17 protein-coding genes and 1 pseudogene are annotated in these 16,129 nt (G+C 58.6%); 12 read left to right on the forward strand and 6 right to left on the reverse strand.

Annotated features, from left to right (window positions below; all coding sequences use genetic code 11):
• Positions 1-3: 3 nt before the first annotated feature.
• On the reverse strand, positions 4-762 hold the full coding sequence (locus AC2TEL_RS19830; RefSeq protein WP_480906445.1) for a TVP38/TMEM64 family protein: 759 nt from the start codon (positions 760-762) through the stop codon (positions 4-6).
• Positions 763-1,031: 269 nt separating this feature from the next.
• Here AC2TEL_RS19830 and rpmH point away from each other — a divergent pair, with 269 nt between their 5' ends.
• The 12 genes and pseudogenes from rpmH to AC2TEL_RS19890 all read left to right on the forward strand — a co-directional run bounded on the left by rpmH (position 1,032) and on the right by AC2TEL_RS19890 (position 10,646).
• A complete protein-coding gene (gene rpmH, locus AC2TEL_RS19835; RefSeq protein WP_005980833.1) occupies positions 1,032-1,166 on the forward strand; it encodes a 50S ribosomal protein L34 in 135 nt (44 codons plus the stop codon).
• A gap of 25 nt (positions 1,167-1,191) precedes the next feature.
• Complete coding sequence (gene rnpA, locus AC2TEL_RS19840) at positions 1,192-1,617, forward strand: ribonuclease P protein component (protein ID WP_480906448.1); 426 nt, start codon at positions 1,192-1,194, stop codon at positions 1,615-1,617.
• Positions 1,614-1,838: a membrane protein insertion efficiency factor YidD gene (gene yidD, locus AC2TEL_RS19845; protein ID WP_480906451.1), complete on the forward strand. Its 225-nt coding sequence runs from the start codon at positions 1,614-1,616 to the stop codon at positions 1,836-1,838. The genes rnpA and yidD overlap by 4 nt, the downstream gene beginning before the upstream one ends.
• A 42-nt stretch (positions 1,839-1,880) precedes the next feature.
• Positions 1,881-2,774 (forward strand): tRNA 2-thiocytidine(32) synthetase TtcA, encoded by an 894-nt coding sequence (ttcA, locus tag AC2TEL_RS19850; protein WP_480906454.1) that lies wholly within the window; start codon positions 1,881-1,883, stop codon positions 2,772-2,774.
• A gap of 71 nt (positions 2,775-2,845) precedes the next feature.
• Positions 2,846-4,396 (forward strand): putative bifunctional diguanylate cyclase/phosphodiesterase, encoded by a 1,551-nt coding sequence (locus tag AC2TEL_RS19855; protein WP_480906455.1) that lies wholly within the window; start codon positions 2,846-2,848, stop codon positions 4,394-4,396.
• Between the two features lie 117 nt (positions 4,397-4,513).
• Positions 4,514-6,343: a membrane protein insertase YidC gene (gene yidC / locus AC2TEL_RS19860; protein WP_480844386.1), complete on the forward strand. Its 1,830-nt coding sequence runs from the start codon at positions 4,514-4,516 to the stop codon at positions 6,341-6,343.
• A pseudogene (locus AC2TEL_RS19865) lies at positions 6,340-7,076 on the forward strand (MOSC domain-containing protein). The gene yidC and the pseudogene AC2TEL_RS19865 overlap by 4 nt, the downstream one beginning before the upstream one ends.
• A complete protein-coding gene (gene yihA, locus AC2TEL_RS19870) occupies positions 7,073-7,726 on the forward strand; it encodes a ribosome biogenesis GTP-binding protein YihA/YsxC (RefSeq protein ID WP_480844388.1) in 654 nt (217 codons plus the stop codon). The pseudogene AC2TEL_RS19865 and the gene yihA overlap by 4 nt, the downstream one beginning before the upstream one ends.
• 60 nt (positions 7,727-7,786) lie before the next feature.
• Positions 7,787-8,650, forward strand: a complete 864-nt coding sequence (argB, locus tag AC2TEL_RS19875) for an acetylglutamate kinase (protein ID WP_480844389.1) — start codon at positions 7,787-7,789, stop codon at positions 8,648-8,650.
• 57 nt (positions 8,651-8,707) lie between these two features.
• A complete protein-coding gene (locus AC2TEL_RS19880) occupies positions 8,708-9,502 on the forward strand; it encodes a sterol desaturase family protein (protein WP_480906458.1) in 795 nt (264 codons plus the stop codon).
• Entirely contained in the window at positions 9,469-10,152 is a 684-nt protein-coding gene (locus AC2TEL_RS19885) for a ferredoxin (RefSeq protein ID WP_480906461.1), read from the forward strand. Before AC2TEL_RS19880 ends, AC2TEL_RS19885 begins: the two co-directional genes overlap by 34 nt.
• A complete protein-coding gene (locus tag AC2TEL_RS19890) occupies positions 10,149-10,646 on the forward strand; it encodes a SixA phosphatase family protein (protein WP_480906464.1) in 498 nt (165 codons plus the stop codon). Before AC2TEL_RS19885 ends, AC2TEL_RS19890 begins: the two co-directional genes overlap by 4 nt.
• Before the next feature lie 46 nt (positions 10,647-10,692).
• On the opposite strand, the gene AC2TEL_RS19895 is transcribed toward AC2TEL_RS19890, so the two are convergent.
• The 5 genes from AC2TEL_RS19895 to AC2TEL_RS19915 all read right to left on the reverse strand — a co-directional run bounded on the left by AC2TEL_RS19895 (position 10,693) and on the right by AC2TEL_RS19915 (position 16,129).
• On the reverse strand, positions 10,693-11,484 hold the full coding sequence (locus AC2TEL_RS19895) for an amino acid ABC transporter ATP-binding protein (RefSeq protein ID WP_480844393.1): 792 nt from the start codon (positions 11,482-11,484) through the stop codon (positions 10,693-10,695).
• A gap of 12 nt (positions 11,485-11,496) precedes the next feature.
• The gene (locus tag AC2TEL_RS19900) at positions 11,497-12,801 is read right to left on the reverse strand and encodes an amino acid ABC transporter permease (protein WP_480906466.1); all 1,305 of its coding nucleotides are present in this window, start codon (positions 12,799-12,801) and stop codon (positions 11,497-11,499) included.
• A 1-nt stretch (position 12,802) separates the two neighbouring features.
• Positions 12,803-14,071 (reverse strand): amino acid ABC transporter permease, encoded by a 1,269-nt coding sequence (locus AC2TEL_RS19905; RefSeq protein ID WP_480844395.1) that lies wholly within the window; start codon positions 14,069-14,071, stop codon positions 12,803-12,805.
• Between the two features lie 128 nt (positions 14,072-14,199).
• On the reverse strand, positions 14,200-15,216 hold the full coding sequence (locus AC2TEL_RS19910) for an amino acid ABC transporter substrate-binding protein (RefSeq protein ID WP_480844396.1): 1,017 nt from the start codon (positions 15,214-15,216) through the stop codon (positions 14,200-14,202).
• A 205-nt stretch (positions 15,217-15,421) separates the two neighbouring features.
• On the reverse strand, positions 15,422-16,129 hold the full coding sequence (locus tag AC2TEL_RS19915; RefSeq protein WP_480906469.1) for an ATP12 family chaperone protein: 708 nt from the start codon (positions 16,127-16,129) through the stop codon (positions 15,422-15,424).

The following is a 16,129-nucleotide window of genomic DNA, read 5'->3' on the forward strand; positions in this document are numbered from 1 at the left end:
CGATTATCCGCCCCTTTGGCCCCGCAGAGTTTTGATAATTATTGGCAGCGCAGCCAGAACACACAAGCCGAGGATCGGTCCGATTACGAATGGTTCCCACAGCAGCGAAACATCCGGCGTTCCGCCCCGGTCGAACACACCACCAAGGCCGACGCCAATCCATGTGTAGACGATACCGCCGGGAATAATGCCCAGCGCGGTCGTGATCAGGAAATTGCGGAATTTCACCCCAACCAGCGCCGGCACAAGATTGGCCACAAAAAATGGCACTATCGGGACCAGACGGAGCAGGAACAAAACCGAAATCTCGTTCTCGCGCAGACCATCCTTGAGCCTTTTCACCGCGCCTTCAGACGCTTCAAGCTTGGCGGTCAGAGATTCGCCCAGCCCCCAGCGCGCCGCCAGAAAGATGGCGGAGGCCCCAATTGTGGCGGAAAAGACGTTGAACACGGTCCCGGCAAACAGCCCGAACAGAAACCCTCCGGTCATCGAGGCGACGGCAGCACCTGGAAACGAGAACGCCACAATCACGATGTAAATCGCGACAAATGCAATAGCCATCACCCAGTAATTGCTGTCGCGCCACGCCAGCAGTGCTTCTCGGTTGTCGCGCAGGGTTTCAAAGGTCAGGTAATCGCCCAGCGCGAAGAATCCGACAGCAGCTACGACCAGAATCACTATCAATGGAATATGCCGCGCCAATCCACCGCGCGGCATCTGCGATGTTTCGCTCATCTGACGTTCCGGTTCCTGTTCCATCATTCTGTTCCCAACATGCGCCCGGCAGCGGCCCGGCAACAGGGGCTTCACGCGGCCTTGAATATTATGGCCTGATATGTGAGTGATTTCGGGGTCTAACCCCGTTTTTGAAATCTTTTCGCTCCACAGGTTACAGAATTGTTGCAAAAGGGGCGAAAACCGGGTCCAGAGGGTTTGACTTAGCCTGCGCTTACCAGTAGAGGACGGGCTTCGAACACACGGGCAGGCGAATCCGCGCCGCACCCCGACCGCCAAAGATTGGAGACGGAGCGATGAAACGCACCTATCAGCCTTCGAACCTGGTTCGCAAACGCCGCCACGGTTTCCGCGCGCGCATGGCTACCAAAGCCGGCCGCAAGATCCTGAATGCACGCCGCGCCCGCGGCCGCAAATCGCTGAGCGCGTAAACCGCTCACCGATCAGGTTATGAACATGACGCCGCCGGAGGCCCCTGAGGATGGTAGGAACCAGCCCGGGGATACGCCCCCGGCGGCGTCCGTTTGTCCACCTGAAACTTTGACGATCCTCAAGACCCGGTCCGATTTCCTGAAAGCCGCACGCGCGCGCAGACAGGGGACGGCGTCGATGATGGTGCAGGCGCGCAAGCGGACACCAGAGGAACCCGGCGGGGTTCGTGTTGGTTTCACTTGTTCCAAGAAGGTCGGCAACGCCGTCGCGCGCAACCGCGCCAAGCGTCGCCTGCGCGAGGCCGCGCGGGCAATTTTGCCAACCGAAGGCCGGGCCGGTTGGGATTATGTCCTGATCGGGCGTGCAGATACGACGGCAGCACGGTCATTCGACGCGCTGAAGGACGATTTGCGCTATGCCCTGCGCAAGCTGCATGGGGGACGGAATTGACTTTCCTGGCCAAACTCCTTGCCTTGCCCGTGCGCGCCTATCGCCTGGTCTTTAGCCCCTGGGTGGGCTTCAATTGCCGCTACCAACCCACCTGCTCGGCCTATGCGCTGGAAGCGTTGGAAAAGCACGGGGCGTTGAAAGGCGCGTGGCTTGCCGCCCGCCGCATCGGGCGCTGCCACCCCTGGGGTGGCGACGGCTATGACCCGGTTCCGGATGAATGACCTGATCTTGCCCGATTGATCCAAACGCTGTAGGGCCTGCGCATGTTTGACGAAGCTGACGATATCCACCCCCTGTTCGCTGGTGCGCCCTCGACCACCGAATTCAAGAAGCTGCGAAAACGCATCGTGCGCCAGACGCGCGAGGCGATCGAACAGTATGGGATGGTGGACGCCGCCGCGCATGACAAGGACGCCAAGCCCCCGCGCTGGCTGGTCTGCCTGTCGGGCGGCAAGGACAGCTATACTCTGCTGGCTGTTCTTTATGAGCTGAAATGGCGCGGTCTGCTGCCCGTCGACCTGCTGGCCTGCAATCTGGATCAGGGGCAGCCCGGATTTCCAGCGACGGTTCTGCCGGAATTTCTGGATCGCATGGATGTGCCGCACCGGATCGAATACCAGGACACCTATTCGGTGGTGATGGACAAGGTCCCGCAGGGCCGCACCTATTGTGCTCTCTGTTCGCGCCTGCGCCGAGGCAACCTGTACCGCATCGCGCGCGAAGAAGGTTGTTCGGCAGTGGTGTTGGGCCATCACCGCGACGACATTCTCGAAACCTTTTTCATGAACCTCTTCCACGGCGGACGTTTGGCCACCATGCCGCCGAAACTGGTCAATGAAGAGTGTGATCTGTTCGTTTATCGGCCTCTCGCCCACGTGGCCGAGGTCGATTGCGAGAAATTTGCCAAGGCGATGGGCTACCCCATCATTCCCTGTGACTTGTGCGGAAGTCAGGACGGTCTTCAGCGCCAACAGGTCAAACAGATCATCGACCAGTGGGAAAAAAACTCACCCGGTCGCCGGCAAGTCATGTTCCGCGCGCTGACAAATGCGCGGCCGTCCCATCTGCTGGACCCCAAGTTGTTTGATTTTGCGGGTCTTTCCCTTGAACCGATTCAAAATGACGAAAATTCGGAGCAAATTCCGCTGTTGCGTTAACGACTGACTCAGATTGGTTTCCTACGGTCGGACTGTGCGATCCCAGCCCATGCCGAAGGCCGTTGAAACCAATGTCCAGACACCCGTCCCTTGAAAGAATCCGCGAAATTCTGCTTGCCGTCGTGACGGGTCCACAAGCCTTGACCTTTGTACCCGCGATTTGCCTCGCCGCTTTCTGGCTTGGCGGTGAATTGGCCCTGGTCACCGTTGCACTCGGTGTGCCGCTGGTCTTTGCAATTGTCGGCACGATAAGCGGCAAGACGCATATCCTGGCCGATGCAGGAGGACGCCCAAGCGGTGCAGTGGCAAGGGACATCTTCCGGTCAGAATTGCAGTCCATCCATCAGACTGCACAAAGCACCGGTGAAAACGCGGCCTGTATCGCCATTGCGCTGGATAACCATTCAGGAATTCTCGACCTTCACGGACAGACAGCCGCCGACCATGTCGCGCAACAGTTCAGTGACCGCGTTCTTGCTGTGATTCGTGGTCACGACATCTTCACCCAATTGACTTCGAACCGGTTTCTGATCGGGCTACGCCCTTCAACGCAGCTTGATCTTGAGGCCTGCATTCAGATGTCCGGCCGCATTCAGAACGCCATTGAGGAGCCCGTCCTGCTGAACGGCACCGGGGTCTACGTATCCTGTTCAATCGGGTTCTGCCTGCAATCCTATGTACCGGGTGCCGACGCGGAGCAATGGATTGAAGCCACAGTCGCCGCCCTGGCCGAAGCGCAAAGAACCGGGCCCTCTACCATTCGTGCCTTTTCGACAGAAACGCACCGCAGATCGCTGGTCCGAGCCAATCTGCGCAAGGAATTCGAAGCCGCACTGGACAATGGTGAAATACATCCGTGGTTTCAGCCGCAAGTTTCCACCGACACTGGCGAGATCACCGGGTTCGAGGCCCTGGCCCGGTGGGAACACCCGACAAAAGGGATTATGGGCCCCCAGGTTTTCCTGCCCTTTGCCGAGCAGGCCGAACTGCTGGAACGTTTGGGACAGGTCATACGTCATCACGCCTTCAAAGCTCTCAACGCCTGGGACAATGCCGGATTCCATGTGCCACGAGTCGGCGTGAACTTCTCTTCCGACGAACTGCGCGATCCTGGCCTTCTGGACCGCCTCAAATGGGAGTTGGATCAATTCGACCTGACGCCGGACCGGCTGGCAGTCGAAATTCTCGAGACGGTGTTCTCTCGGCGCCCGGACGATGTCATTACCCGAAACGTGACCGGAATGGCGGCAATGGGGTGCTGTATTGACCTCGATGACTTTGGAACCGGGCACGCCTCCATTGCCTCGATCAAACGCTTTGACGTATCCCGCATCAAAATTGACCGGACCTTTGTCGCCAAAGCCGATCAGGACCCCAGTCAGCAGCAGCTTGTCAGCGCCATTCTGACCATGGCCGAACGGCTGAACCTTGAGACACTTGCCGAAGGGGTGGAGACGCCCGGCGAGCACGCGCTGATGGCTCAACTCGGCAGCAATCACGTACAGGGCTTCGGCATTGGCAGGCCGATGCCCTTTGAAAAAACTCTGGACTGGATTGCCGCCTATCGAACCAATGCAAGCGGTGTTCCGGAAATCCAGCACAAAATCGGACGGAAATCCTGAATTTGCCGTGCAGATCGCCGCGTAGTGGTGAATTGGGGGGCGATTCCACTTGACCTTTGGGGCTGCACTCTGTTGAACCCACCGGGTGTCTTTCAATGCTCAAGGTGGCTGTCCCAGATGGACGATCAGAACAAGAATCTCATCCTCGCAACTGCACTCAGCTTTCTGGTGATCCTGGTTTGGTTCGTGCTGTTTCCCCCACCGGAGCCGACGGTGACACCCGAGCAAACCGAAATCACCACAACCGACACCAATGAGGTGCAGGCGCCCAGTGCGACGGGAACAGGGACCGTGGGCGAAGCGACCACAGCGGCCGAGGACACGTTGCCGGATAGCCAGGCGCCGCGCGTTCAGATTGACACCCCACGCCTTTCGGGCAGCCTGTCGCTGTCAGGTGGCCGCATCGATGAGCTGTTCCTGAAAGACTACAAAACCTCGATCGAAGCAGGCGCGCCGATCGTCGAGTTGCTTTCACCCGTCGGATCCGAGTCTGCCTATTATGCGCTCTATGGCTGGGCGCCGGGTGCAGGGCTTTCGGGGACAGATGTGCCGGGGCCCAACACGCTTTGGAGCCTGGAACAGGGGGATACACTGGGCGTGGACAGTCCGGTCACCCTGGCCTGGGACAATGGCAATGGCCTGACCTTCCGTCGGACGATCTCTGTAGACAAGGACTACATGTTCTCGGTCACCCAGTCGGTTGAAAACGCAACACAGGCCGAAGTCGGCATGGCGCCGTATGGCATTCTTGCACGCCACGGCATCGGCGAAGACGGCGACTTGCCGGAACTGAAGAATTTCTTCATCCTGCATGAGGGCGTCATCGGCATGGCCGACGGGACACTGTCCGAGGTCGACTATGGCGATGTCCGCGATTTCGATATCGATCCAAATGAACGCGCCCAGGCCGAGGTTTATCAGGTCAAGGAAAACGGCTGGATAGGGTTCACCGATCACTATTGGATGACAACGCTGATCCCTGACCCTGGTTCGGCCTTCAAGGCCGCCGCGAAGTACGACGCACGCCGCAAGATCTATCAGACCGAAACGGTTCTGCCGACGCTGACGGTCGCCCCGGGCGCCAGCGCCGAGGTCACCACGCGCCTGTTCGCGGGTGCCAAGGAGTGGGAAACCATTCGCGAATATCAGGCCGAAGGCGTCCAGAAATTCATCGACAGCATCGATTGGGGCTGGTTCTTCTTCCTGACCAAGCCGATTTTCTGGCTGCTGCACAACATAAACGTTCTGATCGGCAACATGGGCTGGTCCATCATCGGGCTGACCCTGATCATCAAGGCGATCCTGTTCCCGCTCGCCTTCAAGTCCTACGTCTCGATGGCCAAGATGAAGGAACTCCAACCGCAGATGGAGGCCCTGAAAGAGGCGGCAGGCGACGACCGCCAAAAGATGCAACAGGGCATGATGGAGTTGTACAAGAAGGAAAAGGTGAACCCCGCCGCGGGCTGTTTGCCGATCCTGCTGCAGATTCCGATCTTTTTCTCGTTGTACAAGGTGATCTTCGTCACCATCGAACTGCGTCAGGCCCCCTGGTTCGGCCCGTTCCAGGACCTGAGCGCGCCGGACCCAACTTCGATCTTCAACTTCTTTGGTTGGTTGCCTTGGGCCGCGCCGCAGCCGGACACACTGATGGCGTTGATCTTCATCGGCATCCTGCCGATGCTGCTGGGTATTTCGATGTGGTTGCAGCAGAAACTGAATCCGGCACCAACCGATCCGACGCAGGCGATGATCTTTGCCTGGATGCCGTGGGTCTTCATGTTCATGCTGGGCGGGTTTGCCAGCGGGCTGGTGGTCTACTGGATCGCGAACAACACGATTACGTTCACGCAGCAGTATCTGATCATGCGCAGCCAAGGCTATACACCTGATGTGTTTGGCAACATCAAGTCCGGCTTCAAGCGAACGCCCAAAACGGACGACAAATGAGCGGAAAGGTCACCAGCCTGTGGCGGCACCCGATCAAAAGCCATGGGCGAGAATCCGTAAACAACGTAACCGTGACCCCCGGGCAGACGATGCCCGGGGATCGCGTTTGGGCAGTGGCGCATGAGGCCTCCAAGGTTGATGGTTCGCAATGGGTACCTTGCGCCAATTTCAGCAGGGCGGCGAAAGCTCCGCACCTGATGGCGATCTCGGCCCGGACGCAGGGTGACACGGTGACACTTAGTCATCCAAAGCGCCCCGATCTCAGCTTTGCCCCGGATACGGATCAAGAGATGTTTCTGGAATGGGTCAAGCCGTTGATGCCCGAAGAACGCGCTGCTTCGGCCCGCATCGTCCGGGTGCCGGGGCGCGGTATGACGGACAGCGATTTCCCGTCGATCAGCCTGTGCAACATGGCGTCGCATCGCGCGGTCGGACAAAAACTGGGGCAGGACCTGTCAACCGCCCGCTGGCGCGGCAACGTCTGGTTCGATGGTTTGCCGCTATGGGAAGAGTTCGATTGGATCGGCCGCGACATTCAGATCGGTGAGGCCGTGTTCCGGGTACGTGAACGCATCACTCGCTGCCTGGCAACCACCGCCAACCCCGAAACAGGGGAGCGTGACGCTGACACGCTGGGCGCCTTGAGCAGCTGGGGCATCAGGATTTTGGCGTATACGCCGAGGTCCTCCAAGGCGGCTCGATCGGCGTTGGCGATACGGTGAAAGTGCTATGACAACCCTGCCGTTCCCTCTTGCAGACAACCCGGACGAGATCGCACAGGAGCGTGGACGCAAATTGTTTGCCGGCCCGTCAGAATTCGTCAAAGGCGTTGTCGCCATGAATGGCTTGCCAGCACCGGATCGGCTGGAAGTCTGTTTCGCCGGTCGCTCGAACGTAGGCAAATCAAGTTTGATTAACGCGCTGACTGGCACCAAGGGGCTGGCACGCGCATCAAACACCCCAGGGCGCACGCAAGAGATCAACTTTTTCACGCAAGGCCCGGAGCTCTATCTGGTTGATTTGCCGGGCTACGGTTATGCCAACGCCCCGGTGAAGGTCGTGGAGAAATGGCAGAGGCTCCTCAAGCAATATCTGAGTGGACGCCAGACCCTGCGCCGGGCTTTTGTCCTGATCGACTCGCGCCATGGCGTTAAGCCGGTCGATGACGAGATCATGAAGCTGCTGGACACCAGCGCTGTCACTTTCCAGTGCGTCATGACCAAGGCAGACAAGGTCAAGGCCAATGAACGCCAGAAAGTGCTGGATCAGACACGCGCCGCGTTGTCCAAGCATCCGGCAGCGTTCCCCGAGATCGTGCTGACCTCATCCGAGAAAGGCGACGGCATTCCAACCTTGCGTTCGATCATCGCACACCTGGAATAGCTTGGGCCTTGGCACCACCGCGCAAAGGTCCTAACAGGGTACGCCAAAGGGACCTTAGCCATGAAGACAAGAGACATGAACCGGGACTGGATCGCCACAGCAGCCACACTCAATAGCGCCCTGCCCTATCTGCAGCGCTATGATGGCGCCATTGTCGTCATCAAGTTGGGCGGGCACGCCATGGGCAGCGACGAGGCGATGGAGAGCTTTGCCCGTGACGTCGTTCTGATGCGGCAGGTAGGCGTGAACCCGGTCATCGTGCATGGCGGTGGTCCGATGATCAATTCGATGCTGGATCGGCTGGATATCCAGTCCGAGTTCGTCCACGGCAAACGCGTCACCGACAAGGCCACAGTGGAAGTGGTTGAAATGGTGCTGTCCGGCCTCGTGAACAAGCGCATCGTTCAGGCGATCAACGCGCAGGGTGGAATGGCCGTTGGGCTGTCCGGGAAAGACGCTCATCTCATGACCTGCGAACAGACGGATGCTTCGCTGGGCTTCGTCGGAACGCCATCCGAGATGAACCCCAAGATCCTTCATGACCTGTTTGCGCATGATGTAATCCCGGTAATTGCCCCGCTTGGCGCCGGAGGGAATGGTGAGACCTTCAACGTCAATGGCGATACCGCTGCCGGCGCGATTGCTTCGGCCTTGAAAGCGGACCGCCTTTTGCTGCTCACCGATGTCTCGGGCGTCAAAAACGCGGCCGGAGATGTGGTGACTGAACTGAAGGCCGGCCAGATCCGCGAGATGACGCGGGAAGGCACAATCGCAGGCGGCATGATCCCCAAAACCGAAACGGCGTTGGACGCCCTGCACAACGGCGTTCGTGCTGTTGTTATCCTCGATGGGCGTGCGCCCAATGCTGTACTGCTGGAGCTGTTCACCGAACACGGCGCCGGGTCTCTGATCCGACCCGATTGACGCGTTAGTGATCCGGACGGCCTTGCGTCCGAGACAAACATGCCCGAATGTGAATGTATGGAGAATGAAGCCATCATTCGTCTGGGCGTGTTTTTGGGGCTGTTCATTGTCTTCGCAAGCGCCGAAGCACTTGCGCCCCGCAGGCCACGCAATTGCGACCGGGCGCGGCGCTGGGTGACCAACCTGTCGATTACTGTCCTGAACGCTGTGACACTCCGTGTATTGGCAATCGGGTTTCCCCTTCTGGCGGTGGGGGCGGCGCTCGACGCGTCCCAAAACGGCATGGGTTTGTTCAACCGCCTTGATTGGCCAGCTTGGCTGGAAGTCGCTCTCAGCGTCTTGATCCTCGATTTTGCGATCTGGCTTCAGCATCTTGTGACCCACAAGGTGCCAATACTTTGGCGCCTGCACCGCGTGCACCATGCGGACAGAGATATGGATGTCACCACGGCCATTCGGTTCCATCCGATTGAAATCGCGCTGTCCATGGCCCTGAAGATAGGCTTGATCTACCTTCTCGGACCCAGCGCACTGGCGGTGATCCTGTTCGAGGTCCTTCTGAACGGAACCGCGCTTTTCAATCACTCGAACCTCAGACTTCCTCTTGCCGTGGACGCTGTGTTGCGTAGGGTTCTTGTGACGCCCGATATGCATCGGGTGCACCATTCGGTTCTCAGAAATGAGCATGACAGCAACTATGGCTTTGCCTTGTCCATCTGGGACCGATTGATGGGAACCTATGTGGCGCAGCCCGGTGGCGGACACGAAAAGATGAGCGTGGGACTGGAATGGCAGGACGATCGACCGACCCGGCTAGGATGGAGCCTGTTCCTTCCGTTTCAACGGAAGTGACCTATCAGAACGTTGAGAGGGCGACTTTCGAGGCCGGCCTCATCGTGATGGGGGCGCAGCATCCACGCACCAGTGGTGCAAATCAGCTGGATCACGGCACGTTGATCCTACTGGGTACGGCCGAAGCATTCTGGCCGGTGTTGCAGGCCTCTCCCGAGTGGAATGATAACTTGCCGGACCCGGTAGATCGCTGGTCTTCCCGTGTCGTGGGTGAATTGGCTGCCGCAATGGGCGCTGTGGCCTATTTCCCATTCGGCGGCCCACCCTACACCCCGTTCATTGACTGGGCGTTGAAATCAGGGCGCACGTTCCAAAGCCCTGTAGGCGCGTTGGTGCACGACACGGTTGGGATGCTGATTTCTTTCCGTGGCGCGCTGCACTTCCCGGATGAGTTTGACATTCCGGCCGTATCTGGCACTTCGCCCTGCACAGACTGTCCCGCCCCCTGCACGACGGCCTGCCCGGTCGGCGCTCTGAATGCGGCAAGCTTTTATGACGTGGCTGCCTGCCACAATTATCTGGATACCGATGCAGGGCAAAGCTGCATGACCGGTGGCTGCGCGGCAAGGCTGGCCTGCCCCATCAGCCATGGTGCAGGACGGCAACCCGAACAATCCGCCCTTCACATGAAGTCCTTTCATCCCTCATGACACGCACATTGATCCTGACCCGCCACGCCAAATCAAGCTGGAATCACCCCGGTCTGATGGATCATGATCGCCCCCTGAACAAACGTGGGCGAAAGTCTGCTGCGGCGATTGGCGGTTGGCTGAAGGACCACAACTGGTTGCCGGATGAAGTGCTCAGCTCAAGCTCAACCCGAACGCGCGAAACATGGGAACAGATGGGGCTAGGCGCGCCTGAAGTTGCCTTTACTCAGGCCCTGTATCACGCCGATCCAGTGCAAATGTTGAACCAATTACAAACGGCACAGGGCGCAACAGTGCTGATGCTTGGGCACAATCCCGGAATCGCCGATTTTGCCGAGCGCATCGTGAAGAATACACCCGAACATCCAAGGTTTTTCGATTATCCGACCTGCGCGACGACCGTGATCCAATTCGGCGTAGAAAACTGGGACGAAGTATACTGGCACAGCGGCAAAACGCTGGAGTTTGTTATTCCGCGCGAACTGCTGGAATAGAAAAAGGCGGGGCACAACCCCGCCCTTCTTGTGACTTCGATCCGGATCAGTGACCCAGGATCTGGCTGAGGAACAGCTTGGTCCGCTCGCTTTGCGGGTTGTTGAAGAACTCTTCCGGTTCGTTCTGTTCCACGATCTGTCCGGCATCCATGAAGATCACGCGGTTCGCCACCTGACGGGCAAAGCCCATCTCGTGCGTCACGCAGAGCATGGTCATGCCTTCCTCGGCCAGCTCGATCATGGTGTCGAGCACCTCTTTGATCATCTCGGGGTCAAGCGCCGATGTCGGTTCATCGAACAACATGATCCGCGGTCGCATGCACAGCGAACGGGCAATCGCCACACGCTGCTGCTGACCACCGGATAGCTGACCGGGATACTTGTTGGCCTGTTCGGGAATCTTCACCTTTTCAAGGAAGTGCATCGCCGTTTCTTCGGCCTCTTTCTTGGGCGTCTTGCGCACCCAGATCGGGGCCAGCGTACAGTTTTCCAGAATGGTCAGATGCGGGAACAGGTTGAAGTGCTGGAACACCATGCCAACTTCGGACCTGATCTTGTCGATATTCTTTAGGTCGTTCGACAGTTCGGTTCCGTCCACTATGATCGTGCCTTGCTGGTGTTCCTCCAGCGCGTTCAGGCAGCGGATCAGGGTGGACTTACCCGACCCCGACGGCCCCGCGATCACGATCCGCTCGCCCTGATTGACGGTCAGATTGATATCGCGCAGCACGTGGAAAGCCCCGTACCACTTGTTCATGTTGGAGATTTCGATGGCGACCTCGTCGCTCACCTGCATCTTGGAGCGGTCGATTTCGCGTTCTACGGCAAGTTGAGACATGCGTTGAACTCCTTAATGGTGGCCGGTCTGAAGCTTGCGCTCCAGATACATGGAATAACGGGACATGGAGAAGCAGACGACGAAGAACAGCGCCGCGATGAACGCGAACAGTTCCCAGTAGATGCCATTCCAGGCGGTGTCGGCGCGGATGGCGGATGCCAGTCCGATAACGTCGAACAGCCCGATAATCGACACCAGGGTCGTATCCTTGAAGATCCCGATGAATGTGCTCACGATGCCCGGAATTGAGATTTTCAGGGCTTGCGGCATGATGATCAGCCGTTGGGCCTGCCAGTAGTTCAGGCCGAGGCTGTCTGCGCCTTCGTATTGACCACGCGGCAGGGCAGCCAGACCACCCCTGATTACCTCGGCCATATAGGCGGCCGAGAACAGGGTCATCATGATCATCACCCGCAGGATGATGTCAAAATTGGTGCCCGGCGGCAGGAACAGGTTTAACAGCAGCGACGCCACGAACAACAAGGTGATCAGCGGCACGCCGCGGATGAACTCGATAAAGCCCACGCACAGGTATTTGACGATCAGCAAGTCCGACTGACGCCCCAGCGCCAGCACGATGCCGATCGGCAGCGAGACACCAATGGCCACGACGCCCAGCAGGATCGCCAGCATGAAACCACCGAACTGACGGCTTTCCACCGCTTCGATACCTATCGGAAGGATCGAGTCCATCGCACCGGTGAAATAGCCGGACAGAACCAGCCACCAGATCACTGCAGCCACGGTTGCACCGATCATCCCGATCAGCTCGCTCAATTGCTTGCTAAGCAGGGTGTAGACGCCCCAACCGACAACAAAACCCAGCGCGGCTGAAATCGGGCCCCAGATGGTTCCGCCCCACATCAGCCATGGCATCAGGAAGGGATAGATGGCGGTAAAGATCAGCATCTTGGTTGGAACGCGATCCGAATACAGCACCGGGGCCAGCGCAACCAGCAGCAGCACCAGGGACAGGATCGGACGCCAGTAAAGATGGCTGGGGTAGAAACCGAACAGCAACTGCAACCAGCGGTCGTTGATCACCGCCCAGCAGGCGTGCCCATGGGTCGATCCCCAGGTCTCCTGCATGATCTCGCGGCATTGGTTCAGCGAGTCGGCATTCCAGACGGACTGGAAAACCCAAGGTAAAACACCAGCTAAAACATACCAGATCGCCCAAAGCGAAACCACGGTCAGGATCGAGTTGAACCAGCTTGAGAACAGGTTGTGTTTGACCCATCCCAGCGCGCCAACCTCAGAAGCAGGTGGCGCTTGTTCGGGCAGCATTTCCGTACGGACAAATGAAACATCAGCCATATTACCGCTCCACCAGTTTGACACGGTTGTTGTACCAGTTCATCACCGCCGAAATGCTCAGCGAGATGGACAGGTAGACCAGCATCAGCAGAAGAACGCATTCCAGCTCGCGGCCGGTCTGGTTCATGGTGATGCCGCCCAGGGTACCCGTGATGTCCATATATCCGACCGCAATCGCCAGCGACGAGTTCTTGGTCAGGTTCAGGTAGTTCGAGATCATCGGCGGAATGATCACCCGCAGCGCCTGCGGCAGGATCACCAGTCGCATGGTGCGGCCCGGGCGCAGACCCAGCGCAGATGCGGCTTCGGTCTGACCTTTGGAAATGGCCAGGATACCAGCGCGCACGATTTCCGCGATGAAGGCCGCCGTGTACAGCGACAGGGCCAGCCACAAGGCTATCAGCGAGTTGCGCATATGCGTACCGCCGCTGAAGTTGAAGCCCTTCAGTTCAGGGTATCCCAAGTGGAAGCCCAGAATAGTCAGCAGGATGAGCATCGGAACGAACAGGATGCCCAACTGGATGTACCAGATGGTCGGGCGATCACCGGTCGACTCCTGTTTGGCCGTGGCCCAGGCTGCAACCTTGCGCATGGTAAAGATGCTGCCGCCCAGCACGATTAGTACGGCGATCAAGTCCAACGAGACATCGAACCGCAGGCTGGATGTGCCAAAGAAATGAATATCGCCAAGGCTGCGCGAGAACAGGAATTCCGGAATATACACCCCGCGATTGGTGATAGCGACCGAATCGAACAGCTTCATCGTCGCCTCGGGGTCTTCGCCCCGGAAGGCCCTGGGTGCGGGCAGGCTTTCGATCAGGATGGCCATGGCCAGCACGATCCAAAGCAGAACCGGCACGTTGCGGAACATCTCGACGTAGACGGTCATGATCCGTGCGACCAGCCAGTTGTTGGACAGGCGCAGAACACCGACAAGAACACCAACGATCGTCGCCGTGATACAGCCCAGTACGGCCACAACCAACGTGTTCAGCAGGCCGATAAAGGCTGCACGCAGATGGCTGTCACGCGACGTGTATTCCAGCAGGCGCTGGTTGATGTCATAGCTCGCCGGTTCACCGAAAAAGCCGAACTCGACCGGTTTACCAAGCGCCTCAAGGTTCTGAATGGTGTTCGAAATGATCCAGGCTGCCAGAAGCATGAAACCGATCAGAGCGATGACCTGAATGGTCGCAGATCGGTACCGCGTATCGTAAAGGAGCATGGACAGCCGGAAATGCTCCTTCGGCGGGTCAGTGAGAGTCGTCATGACCTATGTATATCCCCGTGACATCCCGATTTTTTGTCGGCAGAGTTGATCACTGCTCAATCTATTCGGGAGTGTTTCTTATTGATGGAAAAAGGGCGCAGGTTGCCCTGCGCCCTTTTCCGTGGATTTTAGCGGAACGGTGGCGAGTACAGCAGACCGCCGTCGGTCCACTGAGCGTTCAGGCCACGTGCCAGACCGATCGGAGTTTCCTCACCGATGTTCTTGGCGAAGACTTCGCCATAGTTGCCACCGGCTTTGATCGCGCGGGCCGCCCATTCGGCGTCCAGACCCAGCATCTCACCCAGAGTGCCTTCGCTGCCCAGCAGGCGGTTCACTTCGGGGTTGTTGGTGCCGGCCGCCATCTCGTCGATGTTGGCCGAGGTCACGCCCAGCTCTTCAGCCGAGATCAGCGCGTTCAGAGTCCAGCGGACAACGTCGCCCCACTCGTGATCGCCATGGCGGACCAGCGGGCCCAGCGGCTCTTTCGAGATAATTTCGGGCAGCAGGACGTGATCACCGGGGTTTTCGAACGTGGCGCGGGTTGCGGCCAGGCCCGAGGCGTCGGTGGTGTAAACGTCACATGCGCCAGCCAGGTACTGCTGCTGCGCTTCGGCGTTGGTTTCGATCGGAACCGGCTCGTAGCTGATGTTGTTCGAGCGGAAGAAGTCCGCCAGGTTCAGCTCGGTTGTCGTGCCGGTCTGAATGCAGACAGTTGCGCCGTCCAGTTCCTTGGCCGAGCTTACGCCCAGCGCCTTGGGAACCATGAAGCCCTGACCGTCATAGTAGTTCACGCCAACGAATTCGAACTTCAGGTCGACGTCACGGCTGAAGGTCCAGGTGGTGTTCCGGGCCAGCATGTCGATCTCGCCCGAGGCCAGCGCGGTAAAGCGTGTCTTACCGGTGGTCGGAACGAATTCAACTGCGTTTGCATCACCCAGAACGGCTGCTGCAACAGCGCGGCATACAGCTACGTCAAAGCCCTGCCATTCGCCATTTGCGTCGGGCGCTGCAAAACCGACCAGACCGGTGGTCACACCACAGTTCAGCTTGCCGCGCGCCTTGACATCGTCCACGGTGCCCGCTGCAGCTGCGCCAGCAGCCAGGCCGGCGATCGTCGCGACGCCCAAGATTACGGATTTTTTCATTTTTACCTCTTCCTGATTTTCCATCCCTGATGGAACGGTTCGATCCGGCACTCGCGCACCGGAAAGGTTACCCAAAAGGTGTCTCCCCTTTAGTGGCCTGAGTTTGGGCGTATTCATAAACAAACGTCAAGGGCTGGATCAGGGAAATCGATGGGTCAACCGCATAGGCTGCGGTTTTCACACCCAAAATTCAGGCTTCAAAGGCTCAAACCGAGAGGTCGAAGAACCTTTTGGCGTGCAGAAAGGCAGTTTTCTTGATTTCAGCGACCGAATGCGCCTCGTCATCGTGGCCCCATTGTTCGGTCTGCCAGATTTCGTCCAGCCGAGAGAGGGTCCATATCTCCTCCGCGCTGCGCCAGTCGCGGGCCGCAGCGAAACCCAGGATCAACGAGCCCGACAAACTGACGAGATCGTGAAAAGCGGCAAGTTGAAAGGCATTCAGGGCGTGGACACGAGAGCGCAGGGTTTGGACTGCGTCCTCTGGCTGAGGCTGGTGCAGAACTCCGGCAACAGCGAACAAACGCGCGCCCAGCGTTTCCGCGGCCCAGTCCAATGCCGGGTCCCAGTGATCGGCCTGCCTCTGCTGAAGCGCCTGCGGATGCGTCGCGCGATAACACAGAAGGTCTGAATCGCCATACTCCGCCAGCATATCCGCGACTTCTGCGTGCTGTTGGCGCACCTTGTCGATGGCAGCGTTGGCAGAGCGTGTGAACGGCATTGTAGTCGGATCCACCTCTTTTTCCTGCGCGTCCCATTCGGTTGCCACAGCTTCGGCCATGGCCCGGGTCGGCAGGATCAGGGCCGCCTTGGTCGGCGTCCTGACCCTGCGTCCGTCCAGTTCGACCGTAAAGCCCCCATCGGCTTCGACCACTGCGCTGGATGTCCAGAAGCGTTTCGGTTTCCAGTCGCTCAT

The sequence above is a fragment of the Ruegeria sp. HKCCD9138 genome (genome assembly GCF_057220975.1).

Excerpts from the sequence above, each read along its gene's own strand:
- AC2TEL_RS19830 (WP_480906445.1), bottom strand. The coding sequence starts at position 762 with ATGATGGAACAGGAACCGGAACGTCAGATGAGCGAAACATCGCAGATG.
- rpmH (WP_005980833.1), top strand. The coding sequence starts at position 1,032 with ATGAAACGCACCTATCAGCCTTCGAACCTGGTTCGCAAACGCCGCCAC.
- rnpA (WP_480906448.1), top strand. The coding sequence starts at position 1,192 with ATGACGCCGCCGGAGGCCCCTGAGGATGGTAGGAACCAGCCCGGGGAT.
- ttcA (WP_480906454.1), top strand. The coding sequence starts at position 1,881 with ATGTTTGACGAAGCTGACGATATCCACCCCCTGTTCGCTGGTGCGCCC.
- AC2TEL_RS19855 (WP_480906455.1), top strand. The coding sequence starts at position 2,846 with ATGTCCAGACACCCGTCCCTTGAAAGAATCCGCGAAATTCTGCTTGCC.
- yidC (WP_480844386.1), top strand. The coding sequence starts at position 4,514 with ATGGACGATCAGAACAAGAATCTCATCCTCGCAACTGCACTCAGCTTT.
- yihA (WP_480844388.1), top strand. The coding sequence starts at position 7,073 with ATGACAACCCTGCCGTTCCCTCTTGCAGACAACCCGGACGAGATCGCA.
- argB (WP_480844389.1), top strand. The coding sequence starts at position 7,787 with ATGAAGACAAGAGACATGAACCGGGACTGGATCGCCACAGCAGCCACA.
- AC2TEL_RS19880 (WP_480906458.1), top strand. The coding sequence starts at position 8,708 with ATGGAGAATGAAGCCATCATTCGTCTGGGCGTGTTTTTGGGGCTGTTC.
- AC2TEL_RS19885 (WP_480906461.1), top strand. The coding sequence starts at position 9,469 with ATGGAGCCTGTTCCTTCCGTTTCAACGGAAGTGACCTATCAGAACGTT.
- AC2TEL_RS19890 (WP_480906464.1), top strand. The coding sequence starts at position 10,149 with ATGACACGCACATTGATCCTGACCCGCCACGCCAAATCAAGCTGGAAT.
- AC2TEL_RS19895 (WP_480844393.1), bottom strand. The coding sequence starts at position 11,484 with ATGTCTCAACTTGCCGTAGAACGCGAAATCGACCGCTCCAAGATGCAG.
- AC2TEL_RS19900 (WP_480906466.1), bottom strand. The coding sequence starts at position 12,801 with ATGGCTGATGTTTCATTTGTCCGTACGGAAATGCTGCCCGAACAAGCG.
- AC2TEL_RS19905 (WP_480844395.1), bottom strand. The coding sequence starts at position 14,071 with ATGACGACTCTCACTGACCCGCCGAAGGAGCATTTCCGGCTGTCCATG.
- AC2TEL_RS19910 (WP_480844396.1), bottom strand. The coding sequence starts at position 15,216 with ATGAAAAAATCCGTAATCTTGGGCGTCGCGACGATCGCCGGCCTGGCT.
- AC2TEL_RS19915 (WP_480906469.1), bottom strand. The coding sequence starts at position 16,129 with ATGAGCGACTGGAAACCGAAACGCTTCTGGACATCCAGCGCAGTGGTC.